This window comes from Proteocatella sp. QWL-06 (assembly GCF_058684135.1).
The window spans coordinates 2,293,706-2,309,638 of the sequence record NZ_CM178755.1 but is presented as its reverse complement, the minus strand read 5'-3'; the positions used below and the strand labels follow the sequence as shown (position 1 = coordinate 2,309,638).

At 45.4% G+C, this 15,933-nt stretch carries 15 protein-coding genes; 5 read left to right on the top strand and 10 right to left on the bottom strand.

Annotated elements, in window-relative coordinates; genetic code table 11:
* Positions 1-61 precede the first annotated feature (61 nt).
* Both AC4PGZ_RS11060 and yqeC read right to left on the bottom strand, forming a co-directional pair.
* Positions 62-1,117 (bottom strand): XdhC family protein, encoded by a 1,056-nt coding sequence (locus AC4PGZ_RS11060; RefSeq protein ID WP_492158681.1) that lies wholly within the window; start codon positions 1,115-1,117, stop codon positions 62-64.
* A 28-nt stretch (positions 1,118-1,145) separates the two neighbouring features.
* On the bottom strand, positions 1,146-1,811 hold the full coding sequence (gene yqeC, locus AC4PGZ_RS11055; RefSeq protein WP_492158680.1) for a selenium cofactor biosynthesis protein YqeC: 666 nt from the start codon (positions 1,809-1,811) through the stop codon (positions 1,146-1,148).
* A gap of 105 nt (positions 1,812-1,916) precedes the next feature.
* Here yqeC and modA point away from each other — a divergent pair, with 105 nt between their 5' ends.
* The 3 genes from modA to AC4PGZ_RS11040 are packed head-to-tail and all read left to right on the top strand — an operon-like array spanning position 1,917 to position 4,039.
* Positions 1,917-2,681: a molybdate ABC transporter substrate-binding protein gene (gene modA, locus AC4PGZ_RS11050; RefSeq protein WP_492158679.1), complete on the top strand. Its 765-nt coding sequence runs from the start codon at positions 1,917-1,919 to the stop codon at positions 2,679-2,681.
* Positions 2,682-2,696: 15 nt separating this feature from the next.
* Positions 2,697-3,353 (top strand): molybdate ABC transporter permease subunit, encoded by a 657-nt coding sequence (gene modB, locus AC4PGZ_RS11045; protein ID WP_492158678.1) that lies wholly within the window; start codon positions 2,697-2,699, stop codon positions 3,351-3,353.
* The gene (locus AC4PGZ_RS11040; RefSeq protein ID WP_492158677.1) at positions 3,350-4,039 is read left to right on the top strand and encodes a sulfate/molybdate ABC transporter ATP-binding protein; all 690 of its coding nucleotides are present in this window, start codon (positions 3,350-3,352) and stop codon (positions 4,037-4,039) included. Before modB ends, AC4PGZ_RS11040 begins: the two co-directional genes overlap by 4 nt.
* 56 nt (positions 4,040-4,095) lie before the next feature.
* Here AC4PGZ_RS11040 and sstT read toward each other — a convergent pair whose 3' ends face one another.
* Positions 4,096-5,334: a serine/threonine transporter SstT gene (gene sstT, locus AC4PGZ_RS11035; RefSeq protein ID WP_492158676.1), complete on the bottom strand. Its 1,239-nt coding sequence runs from the start codon at positions 5,332-5,334 to the stop codon at positions 4,096-4,098.
* 396 nt (positions 5,335-5,730) lie between these two features.
* On the opposite strand from sstT, the gene AC4PGZ_RS11030 reads away from it, so the two are divergent.
* Complete coding sequence (locus tag AC4PGZ_RS11030; RefSeq protein WP_492158675.1) at positions 5,731-7,230, top strand: DUF1846 domain-containing protein; 1,500 nt, start codon at positions 5,731-5,733, stop codon at positions 7,228-7,230.
* A 56-nt stretch (positions 7,231-7,286) separates the two neighbouring features.
* Here the strand turns inward: AC4PGZ_RS11030 and AC4PGZ_RS11025 are convergent, their stop codons facing one another.
* The 7 genes from AC4PGZ_RS11025 to AC4PGZ_RS10995 are packed head-to-tail and all read right to left on the bottom strand — an operon-like array spanning position 7,287 to position 14,886.
* Positions 7,287-7,955: a nucleotidyltransferase family protein gene (locus tag AC4PGZ_RS11025; RefSeq protein WP_492158674.1), complete on the bottom strand. Its 669-nt coding sequence runs from the start codon at positions 7,953-7,955 to the stop codon at positions 7,287-7,289.
* Positions 7,943-10,276 (bottom strand): xanthine dehydrogenase family protein molybdopterin-binding subunit, encoded by a 2,334-nt coding sequence (locus tag AC4PGZ_RS11020; protein ID WP_492158673.1) that lies wholly within the window; start codon positions 10,274-10,276, stop codon positions 7,943-7,945. The genes AC4PGZ_RS11025 and AC4PGZ_RS11020 overlap by 13 nt, the downstream gene beginning before the upstream one ends.
* A complete protein-coding gene (locus AC4PGZ_RS11015; protein WP_492158672.1) occupies positions 10,277-10,801 on the bottom strand; it encodes a (2Fe-2S)-binding protein in 525 nt (174 codons plus the stop codon).
* Complete coding sequence (locus AC4PGZ_RS11010; protein WP_492158671.1) at positions 10,792-11,667, bottom strand: FAD binding domain-containing protein; 876 nt, start codon at positions 11,665-11,667, stop codon at positions 10,792-10,794. The genes AC4PGZ_RS11015 and AC4PGZ_RS11010 overlap by 10 nt, the downstream gene beginning before the upstream one ends.
* A gap of 16 nt (positions 11,668-11,683) precedes the next feature.
* Positions 11,684-12,853 carry a SpoIIE family protein phosphatase gene (locus AC4PGZ_RS11005; RefSeq protein WP_492158670.1) on the bottom strand — a complete coding sequence of 390 codons (1,170 nt, stop codon included), beginning with the start codon at positions 12,851-12,853 and terminating at the stop codon, positions 11,684-11,686.
* A gap of 9 nt (positions 12,854-12,862) precedes the next feature.
* A complete protein-coding gene (locus AC4PGZ_RS11000) occupies positions 12,863-14,614 on the bottom strand; it encodes a [Fe-Fe] hydrogenase large subunit C-terminal domain-containing protein (RefSeq protein WP_492158669.1) in 1,752 nt (583 codons plus the stop codon).
* A gap of 11 nt (positions 14,615-14,625) precedes the next feature.
* Entirely contained in the window at positions 14,626-14,886 is a 261-nt protein-coding gene (locus AC4PGZ_RS10995) for a (2Fe-2S) ferredoxin domain-containing protein (protein WP_492158668.1), read from the bottom strand.
* Positions 14,887-15,145: 259 nt separating this feature from the next.
* Here AC4PGZ_RS10995 and AC4PGZ_RS10990 point away from each other — a divergent pair, with 259 nt between their 5' ends.
* The gene (locus AC4PGZ_RS10990; protein WP_492158667.1) at positions 15,146-15,922 is read left to right on the top strand and encodes an ABC transporter permease; all 777 of its coding nucleotides are present in this window, start codon (positions 15,146-15,148) and stop codon (positions 15,920-15,922) included.
* The last annotated feature ends 11 nt before the right edge of the window (positions 15,923-15,933 follow it).

Here is a 15,933-nt window from a genome sequence, read left to right as displayed (position 1 = left end):
AAGCAAAGTCAGATGGGGATTCCTCACTGGCTTTGCTTTTTCAATTCTGTTTCTCGATTTTTTAAACGATGTCGAACAGTATATCCACTGCCCCGCCGCACCACATGCCTATTCCTGCGGCATTTTCGTTGCTGAGGATGAAGTTCTTGATAAAAGGCCTTGGATCATCTTCATGAAGCAGCTTTACGGCTTCCTGTATGCAGAGGTGCTCTATTGTACCTCCGCCTATTGTATCCGCTATGGAACCATCTATTCGTATTATCATTTGGCTTCCTATGCCTCTTGGTGAAGAACCCTTTTTATTTATTATCTTTGCGAGAACTGCAGGAGAATCTGAGCTTAGTATGGCATTTTTAATTGAATCACTGAAGTACGACTTGGGATCATTATTTATTGTCTGTATAATTTCAGCTATTATGCTGACAGCTATTTCCTCAGGGGTCTGTCCGCCTATTGGAAGGCCTATTGGAGTGTGTATATTATCAAAATCCTCTTCGGTGAAGCCTTTGGAGAGAATCAGATTTTTTGTCTTCTGGACCTTTGCACGGCTACCGATCATTCCGGCATACATGAAATCCCGCCTCATTATGTTTTCAAGGCACAGGGCATCGTGGGAATGGCCTCTTGTAGCTATCACAAAACAGGCATTGGGCTCGAAGTCATTATTTTTGAATATGTTTTCAAAGGAATCCACAATTATTCTTTTTGCATCGGGAAATCTCGAGGGATTTGCAAATTCTGCCCTGTCCTCAAGTATGATGAGGTCATAGTTCATGAACTTGCATAATTTTGAAAGCGCAAGGCTTACATGGCCCCCGCCGCATATGACTACAGGGATCCTCGGGCTGATGCTTTCTATAAAGACTGAAGTTTCACCGTCCTGGTATGTAGAACCTGAAAGATCTATTCCTGAAATCAGATTTTTCCAGTATTCTTCAAGATCTGAATCCTGTATCAGATCAAGGGATATGCTTCCATCTTGCTTTCTGCTTGCAAGAGCCTTGCTTCCAAGGTTCGATTCGTCTGTCACGGTCAGTATGAAAGCGTCTTTCTTATTATTAGCTGAGTCAGAGATTATGTCTTTATAGAAATCTGATCTTGATATGTTTTTTTTCATGATTTTCCTCCATCTATCTTATAAATTCCTAAATCTGAAAGTTGATATAGTCTTTCCTGTCATAGAATATATATTTCAGGAATGCTCTTTTACCAACATTCTTTCGGTATCCGTAGACACTGTTCATTATTCTCAGCACATCCTCTCTCGTGACTTTATGATCCGGTCCTATATGGCATCCGTACTCATCTGAGAGAAATCGGCAGGCGAGCTCATATCTGTGACATACTTCTGATATGGGATGGCCGACGCACCACATTCCGGCAACGGCTATTACCATGTCGCTTTCAGCCGGGATTACCGGCTCGTTTTCTCCAGGAAATTTCAGGGGCATATGCTTTGATCCATCAGCTTCTATGAGCACAAAATCTGCAACCTTGAGGAAATCTTTTGGAGTGAGGCCGAACTGTTCACAGAAGCATAGCTTCTGAGGCTCAAAAAGGCCTGTACCTGGGCATGGAGAGCCGATTACGCATATAGGATCATTCTTGAGAGAAGAAGCGGCCAAAGAGAGGCATTCCTTATCGAGAAGCACTACATTATAATCCGTGGGAAGATATATCTTTGTGCTGGTGGTTATTATCACTTTCTTTCCAAGCTGTGAAAGCTTTTTCGCAACTGCAAACATAAGTGTGGTTTTTCCACCGCTCCCTACGAATGAAATTATCCTGTGCATTAAGATATCATTGATCAAGAAATCACCTCCATGAGAGGATTTTATCACAATTGACACAAAAATGATACTGATGTATACTCAATTTGTAGTTAAAAATATACTTAATATATAAGAGACAGAGGAATGGTAAAAGTCATGAAAAAAATTACTTACTTAATCTTGCTGGCAGTGCTTATCGCTTCGATGACAGGCTGTGAAAAGCAATCTGCAGTAAATATATCTGCAGCAATAAGCCTGAAGTCTTCGCTTGAAGAAATCGAGGCTGTTTTTGAGAGCGAGCATCCGGAGTATGACATAGCACTCAATCTTGGTAGCTCGGGAGCGCTACAGGCTCAGATTGAAGAGGGTGCGCCTGTCGACGTGTTCTTTTCTGCCGGAGCAAGGCAGATGAATGCACTGGAGGATAAAGGATTCATAAAGGAAGGCAGCCGAAGGTCGCTGCTCAGTAACTCACTTGTTGTAATCGTGCCTTTGAAGAGCGGGAATGTTCCGGAAAAAATAGAAGATCTTTCAAAGGACAGCTTGAAGGTCATAAGCTGCGGAGACCCTTCCGTGGCACCAGTCGGTCAGTATGCATCTGAGGCGCTTGCGTATTATGGAATCACAGAAAGCATAAGCGACAAGATGGTCCTTGCCCCGGATGCAAAGACTACGCTTTCATGGGTAGAGTCAGGTGAAGCAGATGCCGGGATTGTATATATGACAGATGCTGTAAGCAGTAAAAATGTAAAAATCGCATTTGTCATAGAGCCCCAGGCACATTCGCAAATTGAATATCCGGTGGCTGTGATAAACGAATCTGCAAACGCGCAGGGCGCACAGACCTTTGCTGAGTTTCTCGAATCGGAAGCAGCGCTGGACATATTCAGAAAAAATGGATTTTCATAAAAGGAGAATTTGAAAATGGATTATTCACCACTGCTGATCTCTGTAAAGACCTCTCTTGCAGCAACCGCGGCAGCTTTTGTTTCAGGGATAGCCGCAGCCTGGTTCGTAATGAGGATAAGACGCTTCAGGAATCTGGTGGATGGAATCTTTACAATACCGCTCGTGCTTCCGCCAACAGTAACAGGATTCTTTCTTCTGGTGCTGTTTGGAAAAAATGGGCCCGCAGGAAACCTGCTCATGAAACATGACCTGACTGTAGTCTTTACCTGGACGGCTACGGTGATCGCATCCTCTGTGGTAGCCTTTCCGCTGATGTACAGGGCTGCCAAGGCTTCATTTGAACAGCTCGACCAGGACCTCATATATTCAGCGAGAACGCTTGGAATGCCGGAGAAGGACATATTCTTCAGGGTGATACTTCCCAACTGCAGGTATGGGATACTCTCAGGAACAATACTGGCATTTGCGAGAGCCATGGGAGAATTTGGAGCTACGGTCATCATAGCAGGCAACATACCGGGAAAGACACAGACGATGGCGCTGGCGGTATATACGGCAATACAGTCGGGAGACAGGGCTCTCGCATATAACTGGGCTGTAATAATACTGGCTATTTCGCTTGCAGCTGTTATCCTTATGAATCGGATTTCACAAAAAGGGGATATGAGATGAAGCTTAAGGCAAAATTCACGAAGAGAATGGGGAGCTTTATTCTAGATGTCAACATAGATTCTGACTGCAGGAAGCTCGGATTTTTTGGATCTTCCGGTTCAGGCAAGAGCATGACTCTCAGGTGCCTGGCAGGAATCGAGAATCCGGATAAGGGATTCATATCGATTGGAGACAGGGTGCTATTTGATTCTGAAAAGAAGATAAACATAAAGCCTCAGCAGAGACGCGCTGGCTATCTGTTTCAGAGCTATGCCCTCTTTCCCAACATGACGGTAAGGCAGAATATAATGGCAGGCCTGAGGACAGGAGACAAAAAAGAAAGAAATAATATATTAGAAAGCTGCATCGAAAGTTTCAGGCTGAACGGCCTGGAAGACAGATACCCCTCTCAGCTGAGCGGGGGTCAGAAGCAGAGAGTAGCGCTTGCAAGGCTGATAGCATCTCAGCCGGAAATACTGCTTCTGGATGAGCCTCTCAGCGCTCTCGATGAAGACCTACGGATGAATACGGAGAAAGAAATTGAAAAAGTAATGGATAAGGTAGCAGGAACTATATTTGTATCCCACAGCCGGGGCGAAGTAGCAAGGCTGTGTGACGAGGTGGCCTTTGTAAAAAATGGAATAATAGACGGGGCGGCTTCAGCCGCGGAGCTGATGACTCTGGCGGTGAGGGTTGAAAAGCAATAGAAAAAGAGTGCAGATTTTTTAAAATCTGCACTCTTTCAATTTATACTGCGTATTTATTAACCTTTAGTATTGATAACAACTTTTTCTCCTGCAAGACGTCTTTTTCTGAACTCAGCAGAAGCTGTGAATAGAACGTCAGTTGAAGAGTTAAGAGCAGTCTCAGCTGAATCCTGGATAACTCCAACGATGAAACCAACTCCAACAACCTGCATCGCAACGTCATTTGGGATACCAAAGAGACTACATGCAAGAGGTATAAGAAGAAGCGATCCACCTGCAACTCCAGATGCTCCACAAGCACTTACTGCTGAAAGAACGCTCAGGATTATTGCTGTTGGGATATCTACAGTGATTCCAAGTGTATGAACTGCAGCAAGAGAAAGTACAGATATAGTAACCGCAGCTCCCGCCATGTTTATAGTTGCTCCAAGCGGTATAGATACTGAGTAAGTATCCTTGTCAAGTCCAAGCTTTTCACAAAGAGCCATATTTACAGGGATATTCGCAGCTGAGCTACGTGTAAAGAATGCAGTGATTCCACTCTCTCTAAGACACATAAGCACAAGCTTGAACGGGTTCTGACGTATACATACATAAGTTATGATAGGGTTTACAACGAATGCAACGAAAAGCATACATCCTACAAGAAGGATAAGAAGCTGTCCGTAGCTTAGAAGTGACTCAAGTCCGCTTGTAGCGATAGAATCAAATACAAGACCCATGATTCCAAGTGGTGCGAAGTTGATTACCCATCTTACCATTGTAGCAAGACCTTCAGCAAACGTAGATATCATGTCCTTTGTTGTCTGAGATGCACCCTTGATTGCAAGACCAAGAACTATAGCCCATGCAAGGATACCGATGTAGTTTGCGTTGAATAGTGCTTTAACTGGGTTGTCAACAACGTTCATAAGAAGCGCCTTAAGTACTTCAACAACTCCTCCTGGAGGCGTTATGCTGTCTACTCCTGCTCCAAGCGTAAGTGACACTGGGAAAAGGAAGCTTGCAATAACCGCGATAAGTCCTGCAAGGAAAGTTCCTAAAAGGTAAAGAACGATGATAGATTTCATGTTTGTCTCAGTACCTTCTCTGTGGCCAGAGATAGCAGACATAACAAGGAAAAATACCAGGATAGGTGCGATAGCTTTAAGTGCACCAACGAATAGTGATCCAAATATTGTGATACCACTAACTTGCTCTGGAACAGTAAGCGCAAGGGCTATACCGATTATAAGGCCGACAAAGATTCTTTTTACCAGGCTCAGGCTGTTCCATTTCTTCATAAGATTGCTCATAGATTATTCCTCCTATAATATTATAAAATAGGACATACACATTTGAAAGCGTTACCATTAAGCTGGAATAAATATTATGAATACGAAATAAAGGCGTTTTTCTTTCTTATTATGTATATGTACTAATATATTTAACATAATACCACAGTTTGTTTTATAACGGAAGACAAAATTTAACAAACTTGAAAAATTTTTGAATTGTTTGTTTTTTAACACTTATTATTCAGCAAGCGTTTTCATAAATAATGTAATTCTCATATAATGACAGAATATTGATTTGAGCATTATTTTGTGTTATCATAGAAACATTAATTATACAGACACCATTATGTTGCGATAAATCAGTTCAGGCGGATAAAATTTTGCCTGAACTGTCTGATTTAAAGAGGAGGAAATATGAAAATCGGATTTGATCATGCTAAGTATCTGGAGGAGCAGTCCAAATACATACTCGAGAGAGTAAACAACTATGACAAGCTCTACCTTGAATTCGGAGGAAAGCTCATGTTCGACATGCACGCCAAAAGAGTGCTGCCGGGATTTGACGAGAATGCAAAGATAAAGCTTCTGAACAGGCTTAAGGAAAAGGTAGAGGTAGTCATCTGCGTCTATGCGGGAGATATTGAGAGAAACAAGATAAGAGGAGATTTCGGGATAACCTACGACATGGATGTCTTCAGGCTTATCGATGATCTCAGGGGACATGAGCTTGAAGTCAACAGCGTAGTAATAACAAGATACAACGACCAGCCATCTGTGACAGTGTTCATGAACAAGCTAAAGCGCAGAGGGATAAAGGTATACAAGCACAGAGCCACCAAGGGATATCCTACAGACGTGGATACTATAGTGAGTGATGACGGATATGGTCAGAATCCATATATAGAGACTTCAAAGCCGATAGTAGTCGTGACAGCTCCAGGCCCGGGAAGCGGAAAGCTCGCGACCTGCCTGAGCCAGCTTTATCATGAGAACAAGAGAGGAAGAGCCGCTGGATATTCGAAATTCGAGACCTTCCCTGTATGGAACGTGCCGCTAAAGCATCCACTCAACATCGCATATGAGTCCGCAACAGTAGACCTCAGGGATGTCAACATGATAGACTCATTCCACCTTGATGCATATGGAGAGACTGCCGTAAACTATAACAGGGACATAGAAGCTTTTCCGGTCCTCAGGAGAATAATAGAGAAGATAACCGGAGAGGAATCCGTGTACAAGTCGCCTACGGATATGGGCGTGAACAGGATATCATGTGGCATAATCGATGACGAAGCAGTACAGGAAGCCTCACGCCAGGAGATAATAAGAAGATATTTCAAGACGGCATGCGAATACAAGAAAGGCTATGTAGACAAGGAAACTGCAGACAGAGCGAAGCTTATAATGGAAGAGCTCAGTCTTAAGGAATCAGACAGGAAGTGTGTAGAGCCGGCCAGAGCAAAATCCCAGAAGTACAAGCGCCAGGACGTAAACGTATACCCTGCGGTAGCGCTCGAACTCAGAGATGGAACCATAGTCACCGGAAGAAAGACCAACGTCATGGATGCGGCAGCGGCAGTTCTGCTGAACGCCATAAAGCATTTCGCGCACCTCGATGACTCGATACATCTCATAGCTCCGGAGATACTTGAGCCGATAATGAACCTCAAGAGCAACATACTCTCAAACAAGAATCCACTTCTTTCGTGCGAAGAAGTCCTGATAGCACTCACTATAAGCGCTACGACAAACCCTGTAGCCAAGGCGGCGCTATCTATGCTGGGAGAGCTCAGCGGGACACAGGCTCATTCGACTACTATACTGAGCAAGAACGACGATCAGACATACGGAAAGCTGGGAATAGATGTTACCGCAGATCCATATTTCCCGACGGAGAATCTTTACTATATATAGGAAGAAACGATTTATAAATTAAAGTATGATATCAGAAGACATGAAAAAAGAGCCTTTCAGCTCTTTATCATGTCTTCTTTTGTGTCTATGTCATGAAGCTCTTTTTCATCATCTGTATATACTCTGTTAAGGAAAAATTTCACGTCGCCGGACACGGCCTTTTTTATAACGCCCTTTCCGCCTGTATCTCCTTTTAGCATAAGCAGCTCGCTCAGGAAGTCTCTGGTGAATATGACCGGATTTCCGCTCATATCGCCACAGCACAGCATGGATATTACAGGAAGAGTTTCCCTGTTTACAGCCTCTGTGTGCGAGGCCGTCAGCCTGCACAGGGTATCCTTTTTCAGGAAGGGCTGGTCTGCCACCATGAAAATCACTGAAGATGCAGAGGCATCGCCGAAAAGATGAGTACCCTCATCATGGAGCTTGGTGTCCATGACAGCGCTGGTTCCTATCCTTATTGATGAAGATATTCCCTCATCTGCGAATGGATTGTGGATAACTGAGATGGTTTTCTGTCCGAATCGAATAAGGATATCCACATTTTTTTCTATATATTCCTCTATCTCCCGGTACCTCGTGACCACCGTTATATCTGTTATCTCAGGGCAGGACAGGGCATTTTCGAGGGCATATGAAAAAAGCGGCCGGCCGTTCAGGAGAGAGAGGAGCTTGTTTGCTCCAAACCTCCTGCTGCTGCCGGCTGCAAGTATTATCGCATGCATGACATAGCCATCATGAGTTTTTCAGATGTCATAGGAAGCTCTCTCAGCCTCACTCCGGTAGTATTCTCAATTGCGTTGGCAAGCGCCGGAGAAGGTGTGTTTATAACGAGCTCTCCTACAGACTTGGCGCCGAAAGGACCGGTCGGCTCGTAGGTTGGCTCGAGGTATACCCTGACGTTCCTGATATCCAGCCTTCCCGGAATCTTGTAGCTCATGAAGTTGTCATTGAGCAGCTTTCCGTTTTCATCAAAGCGCACATCTTCCCAGAGTGCCATTCCTATTCCCTGAGCTATTCCGCCCTCAGCCTGTATCCTTACAAGGTTAGGGTTTATAGGGGTTCCGCAGTCGAGTACGCCTACATAGTCTATGATCTCTATCTTTCCTGTGTATCTGTCGACCTCTATCTCTACTGCTCCTGCCATGAATGGAGGCGGGGAGTACTGAGAGAAATGGGACTCGCTGGCAGAGATCATGTCTACCGATCCTCCGCCTGTCTGAGCAGCCAGGTCAAAAAGGGAAAGCTCTTTATATTCAACGTTCGGAGCATCTATAGTGAATATCTTCTTCCCGTCGAATTCCAGTATGTCCTTTGAGACATCCATCATTCTTGCGGCCTGCTCGAGGATCTTCTCTGTAATCTTCTCACAGGTCTTTACAACGGCCATTCCGGTTATATATGTCGTGCTCGAAGCATAGGCTCCCGCATCATAAGGCGAAACATCCGTATCTACACCGCTCACGATTATGTCGTCCATGCTGCAGCCAAGCGCCTCGCATGCTATCTGTGACAGGATTGTATCACTTCCTGTACCTATGTCAGCGGCGCCCACATTCATATGGTAAAAACCGTGGTCGCTCAGCCTTATCTCTACTCCGGCCGTGTCTATTCCGGCTATACCGGAGCCCTGCATTGCGATCGCAAGCCCTACGCCGCGCACTTTTCCATTGCCCATTTCTCTTCTCGGATATTTGCTGTCCCAGTCGATGAGCTCCTTGGCTTTTTCTATGCATCTGTCGAGGTTGCAGGTGTTGACCGGCTTGTTTTCATACATGAACACTGCCTCTCCCGGCGTAACAAGATTCAGCTCTCTCAGCCTTATCGGGTCGAACTCCATGGCCTTTGCAAGCTCATCTATCGAGGATTCTATGGCAAATACTCCCTGTGTAGCACCAAAGCCTCTGTAGGCACCGCTTGGCACCTTGTTAGTGTAAACTACGTCATATGAGAATCTCTGAGCAGGAATCCTTCCGTAGAGGGATAGGGATTTTGTAGCGCTCAGTCCTACGGTTGTCGAGCTGTGCTCGTTGTATGCGCCTGCATTTGAAAGCGTGTACAGTTCCATTGCTCTTATCTTTCCATCTTTTGTAGCGCCAATCTTTACGGTCATCTCCATCTCATGTCTCGGGCTTCCTGCGATGAAGCATTCAGCTCTTGTATATATTATCTTTGAAGGCCTTCCGGTCTTAAGCGTTACTATTGCAGGATACATCTCGCTTACAGAGCTCTGCTTTGAACCAAATCCGCCGCCTATCCTTGGCTTTATAACTCTTATCTTTGATTTTGGAACATCGAGGGCATTTGCGACTATCCTTCTGACGTGGAAAGGAGTCTGGGTGGAGCTGACTATCTTTATTCTTCCGTAAGGGTCCACATCGGCAAAGGTAGTGAAGGGCTCCATAGGGGTCTGATTGTTCTGAAGGGTATGGTAGCTTCGTTCTATAACCACGTCGCATTTCTCAAACTCTTCATTTACATTCCCGTATTGAGTCTCTCCATAATATACTATGTTTCTTTTTATCTGCTCAGGAAAGAAAGGGTTTGTCTTTATGTCATCTTCAGGATGCACGAGCACAGGGTTGTCCTTTGATTTCCTGAAATCAAGCACCGGCTCAAGCACCTCATACTTTACTTTTATAAGCTTGAGGGCCTTGTCCACGGCCTTCTCATCTTCACCTGCGACTATTGCTACGGCATCCCCCACATATCTGAGGCGCCTCTCGAGTATGAGCCTGTCATAGTTGCTCGGCTCTGGATATGCCTGGCAGGCGATCGTGAATCTGCTTGACGGAACGTCCTTCCAGGTAAGCACACATGCTATACCTTCGACATTTTCAGCGCGGCTGACATCTATATCCTCTATGATCGCATGGGCGTGAGGGCTCCTGAGGATCTTTATTATAAGTGCATCTTCCGGAGCTATATCATCTGTGTATACTGGCTTTCCAGTGACCAGAGGCATGGCGTCTTTCTTTCTGAAACTGTTGTTTACAGATCTGAATTTACTTATGTCGACTTTAGGTTCTTTTATATAACGAGCCATCTATTTCACCTCCCCGATATAATCATTCGAAAGATCGGTATGACTTCCTGTTATATCTATGCTGTGAGCTGCGAAATATCTTCTGAGCGCTCTTATATGGCCCATGTATCCGGTGCATCTGCAGAGATTTCCGGCAAGGTATGACAGGATATCTTCTTCGCTGGCCTCAGTTCTTTCTTCGTTTACCCATTCGTTTTTCATTGCGATGATGTTCATTATAAATCCCGGGCTGCAGTAGCCGCACTGCTCTGCTCCCTCGTCAGCGATGTATCCGCCGATTTCAGCAGCGTCCTTCTGCATTCCCTCAAGCGTGGTGACCTGCTGGCCATCCGCTCTCACAGCCGGAGTCGAGCATGAAAGCACGGGCTTTCCGTTCAGATGCACTGTACAGAGCCCGCAGTTTGAGGTCTCGCATCCTCTCTTTACGCTGGTATATCCATTTTCTCTAAGGAAATCTATCAGCATCATGTCTGGAGAGATCTCCCTTATGAGGATTTTCTTGTTTACCGTTATTCTTACTTCCATGAAGAAGCTCCTTTCTCAGCAAGCTTTGCAAGGACCTTTGCAGCAAGAGCCCTGGAAAGGATCATTCTGTACTGGGCACTTGCCTTTATATTGCTTCCGTAATTCAGATTGTTCAGATCTTCTATCAGATATTTGTCGACAAGACTGTTAATCGCGTCACAGGAATTGTTATTCACATCCTGTGCATAACTTGTGAATAATTCAGATATGTCAAAATTTTCTGACTTTATCAACCTTGCCACGTTAGGCCTTGCACCTACTGCAATCTGAAGCCTGGAGGTATCTGACCCATGCATCGGTTTTTCGATTGAAGCGGACACATTGAGCTGTGGAAAATCTGTCGAGATTATGCGAAGAGACTCATATGAACAGACTGAGTCACGTTTATTTATGATTATCCTGGACAGCACGGAGTTATCTCTCTTAAGTGAAACGAAATTCTCAAGTGGAATTATCTCGGTGCTTCCGTTGAATATTTCCACGCTGGCATCAAGGACCATGAGCGCCGTAATGACATCCGAGAAGCCATAACGTCCAAAAACGCTTCCTCCGACTGTAGCTCCGTTTCTAAACTGAACTCCTACTATAGATCCGAGCGCATCCCTGAAATAGTCTCCAAAATATTTCTGAAGGACTTCGCTTTTTTCCATTTCCCTTAGCGTAACCATAGCTCCTATCTCTATGTGAGAATCGCAGTCCTTTATGTCGTCGAGCCCGAGCCCGGAAAGGTCTATGAGGGTATTAATGTTCTTCTTGCTCTGCTTGAGCCACATCAGGCCTCCCATGATGACGTTTGTCCTCGTCTTGTTGAGTTCATAGGCCTGCTCGAGGCTGCCTGCTCGTATATAATTTTTTGCAGTATACAACTGACTCCTCCTTAATTTAAAAATACTCAATATTAACTATCTTGCCGATTTTTTCAAGCTCTGCCTTCATCTCTTTTATGAGGTTGAGCTTGAGTCCGAGGGATATCGGCATCTCAGGGTTCTGATGGGCAGGATTTATAGCCCTTCCGACCAGGAATCTGACCTCGGTGGATTCTTCGAGGAGAATCCGTACAAGCCTTGAGGCTGCATCTTTTTTTGAAAGCGCGATGACCTTTTCAGAGCGGTCCATGTATGGGAATCTCTTTAACATGTCAAGTGTCTTTCCGATCGTGAGAACGCCCTCTGTTACAAGGTCGATGCCTTTTATATGAGCGGCAGGCGGTATGCCGGGGTTCTCGTAGTTAAGGGTTACTGAGAGCTGCTCTCCGGTATGGGTGCTTACGATCTGAGATGTAGTTCCGCCGCACACTACCTTTATACCCCTGCTTTGCACAAGCTTATCAACTACGATCGGATCAAGCTCCGGATTTATTGGAGGGCCTATCATTATGGTAACAGGATTGCTTTCTTTGAACCTGATCGCGCATACCGTGGAGTCATCTCCGATCTCTCCCATGTAAAGGGCATCCACCGCGTTGAGGATCCGGCTGCACATTTCAACAGGGGATATGTCATGGCTTATATTTTCACTCACGAACTTTACTATATTATCATATTGCCACCCAAGGTCAAGCAGTTTTCCTACGCCGGCATGGACGACCCCATCGCTGAAGCCTACGAGCATGTCTCCGTTTTCTGCCTTGAAGGATGAGTGATATACTGTTTTGTCATCTATGGACATGGGGACTCTCTCCAGATCCAGGATCTGGTTTTTGCGAAAAAGCGTCACGAGAGGATTATCAAACTCGGCAACAGTGCACATCCCATCGGGCATTACCCTTATTATGGTGAAGGTGGAGTAGGCTATGTCTCTCTCCCTGCACACAGGAAGCGTTCCGGCTATGGTCTCTATGGCGTCTGTCAGCCTTGCGCCGCCAAGGAGCATTGTAGCTATGATCTTGCTTGTAAGAGTCGAAAGTATGTTGGCTTTTACTCCGCTTCCGAGTCCGTCTGCAAGCACGGCCACAAAGCTGTTTTCCTGGCGCACGAACTCCACCTTGTCGCCGCACAGCTCCTCCCCGTGATGGTTGAGGCTTTCATATGCGGCATCTACGTAAATTTCCATGGCAGCCTCCTAATCGTTAACTATGGTTTCCTTGAGGTTGTTGAGTGCGAGCTTTGTTTCAGCGGCGGTCTCTCCAAGAAGGCTGGCAATCTCCTGGACTACCCGCATCTGCTTCTCGATGACGTTCTGAGTGACATCGGCAGTGTGTATCCTCATCTTCAATATCTGCTCCTTGTGGAGCTCTTCTGCGGAGGTATCCTTTATGAAGGCGACAAAGGTGTCATGCTCTTCGATGTATACCATTGTCTTCTCTATATATATCTCCATGTCCAGTATCTTGAGCTTCAGGTTCTGCATTACCGGAGATTTGGATTCTCGGGCCATGTCAAAGGAGTCATCGTCATAAAGCTCCGGGATTATGCCGCCTATTATCTCAGATTCATCTACCTTGTATATCTTTGCCGCCATAGGGTTTATGTCAACCACGAAATGGTCTCTGTCAAGTGCGACTATTCCGTTTGGAGAATGTTCGATGATTACATTTGAAAAATTCTCTGCTTTCTTCCTGAAGAAAGGAAGGCACATCTTTATGTCAGCCTTTCCGTAAAATACAGCCTCAGCCTTGCTCCTGCAGGTAAGGTATCCGCACGTTCCGCAGTTGAGCTCGTCTTCGGGCCTGTGCTTGCCCATTTGGGCAAGTATCGCGGTAATATCATCGGGCTGAGGATGCTTCACGACTGGTTTCCTGTTGAGGTACTGCCTCTCAAGAGTTATTGCATATATGCTTTCGTCTCCGGAAACGGCTCTGTCGTGCTTCTCTGGGGTTTTTGAAAGCCGGTGGCTCGCAAATACGGTACGCTTTCTTGCAATCTTGAATATGGGGCCATTCATGCAGGCGCCCTTGCATATGTTGGCTTCTATGAAAAGCTTTTCCTGCGGCATGTTTCCTGTCCTGAGGCATTCGTCCAGATAAGCAAACATGTCTATGCAGTCCCTTGCACCGTCAATCGCCACAGGAAGATAATCCGCAAACGGCTCTGTCACGGCCATCGAATCGATGACTCCTCTTGAGCGCGGATATATCCTTGTTGAGGAATCTCTCAGGCCGCTGACATCTGAGCCAGAAAAGCCGGGATCATCGATATGGCTCCTCATACGGCCTCTTCCACTGGCAAGCTCTGAGGAAATCCAGCTGTCTATCTCGTCAAAGGTAAGCACATTATCTATATATCCGCTTAGAAGAATGTCAGAGGGCTCATATTTCTTGCTTATGCACGGGCCTATGAACACAACGTGAGCATCCTTATGAATTTCCCGGATAAGCTTTGCGTGTGCCATCATGGGTGACAGCGTAGGTGCAATGAGCTCGATGACGCGTGGATAATGGCGTTCAATCAGCATTACGACAGAAGGGCAGGCGCTCGTTATGATAACGGGCATGTTGCCCTCTCTGATTATGCGTGAGTAATCGTGGTTTACCATGCTGGCACCAACTGCAGTTTCCTGAGCATCGGAAAATCCGAGGTCGAGGAGGCGGTCTCTGAGATTCTCAAAGCCGGATTCTGACCATGCCTTGTAGGAAGGGGCCACTGAGGCTATGACTTTCTTTCCTGATGCGATCAGAGTCTGAACCTGATATAGCTCGCTCTGTATGAACTTGGCCTTGTGAGGGCAGACCTCAATGCATTTTCCGCAGAGTATGCATTCACTTTCTATTATGGTGGCCTTGTCATCCTTGAACTGAATGGATTTGACCGGGCATTCCCTTATACATCTGTAACAGGCCTGGCAGCTGCCAGGGTTGAGATTTATATATGACATGGAGGCTCCTTTCAGGAATTGTCAGATACAGCTTTTGGAAGTATGAATTCCAGAAATCTGTCTGGAGCATTAGAGATATTCACACCAGAAATAAGCTGCCCGTCAACGCTCGTGGAAATTCCATTGACGCAGTTCTTCATGCAGAATGAAGCCTTGATATTAATCTTATCCGAAACACCATGCTCCTGAGCCATTTCCTTAAAAGTCTGGACAACTCTGTAGGATCCCTTCATATGGCAGGAACTTCCAACGCATATTACCACTTCGACCATCTTGACCTCCAGTTTTATCTGTTTATGAATCAGTAATATTATATCAATAACGCGGTATTATAGCAATAACACAGAATGGCGCTCTGGCTTCTGCGTCAATGCTGAACCGCAGAGATTGGATGTTCATAAGGATTTTTTATGCTTCATAAGACTTACTTATTATGAAATGAAATGAGAATATGGTATATTAAATTGAGATAAAATTAACAATTGTATAAAATTAACGAGCATATGAGCACATACTGGAAGGGAATTATAAATGTACAGAAAAACTGCAACTGAAAAAATACTCTCATGGGGGACTGCGGTTTCTATTTTGCTTTTGTGGCTTATTGTTTCTGAATTCGGACTGATTGACCAGAATCTGGTCCCGACTCCGCAGGCAGTATTTGCAGCTTTCATTGAAATCATGGAAAACGGCTACAAGAACTTTACTTTGCTGGAGCATCTGGGAGAGAGCATGAAGAGGCTTGTGATTGCCTTTGTGCTGTCCTGTGTGACCGCAGTTCCGCTGGGGATTGCGAGCGGCTATAATTCAAGGATCAGAGCGATTTTTGAGCCGATCATAGAATTCTATAGACCGCTTCCTCCGCTTGCATACTATACTCTGCTGGTTCTCTGGATGGGGATAGAAAACGAGTCAAAAATCTCGCTGCTGTATCTTGCATGCTTTGCACCGGCATATATATCATGCGTGTCGGCAGTGATAAAAATCAGGGAAGACTATATAAACAGCGCTTTTACGGTGGGTGCATCAAGGTTTCAGGTAATCGTCCATGTAATATTTCCTGCGTGTCTGCCAGATATTTTTACTGGACTTAGGACATCGCTTGGAGTTGCATACACGACGCTGGTGTCGGCGGAGATGGTAGCTGCGAATTCGGGGATAGGATGGATGGTGCTCGATGCGAGCAGGTACCTCAGGAGCGACATAATATTCCTGGGAATAATTGTAATGGGAATAACAGGCATATTGCTGGACCGTGGAATACAGCTCATAGAGCGAAGGGTAGTTCCGTGGAAAGGGAAAGAATAACAGTAAGGATG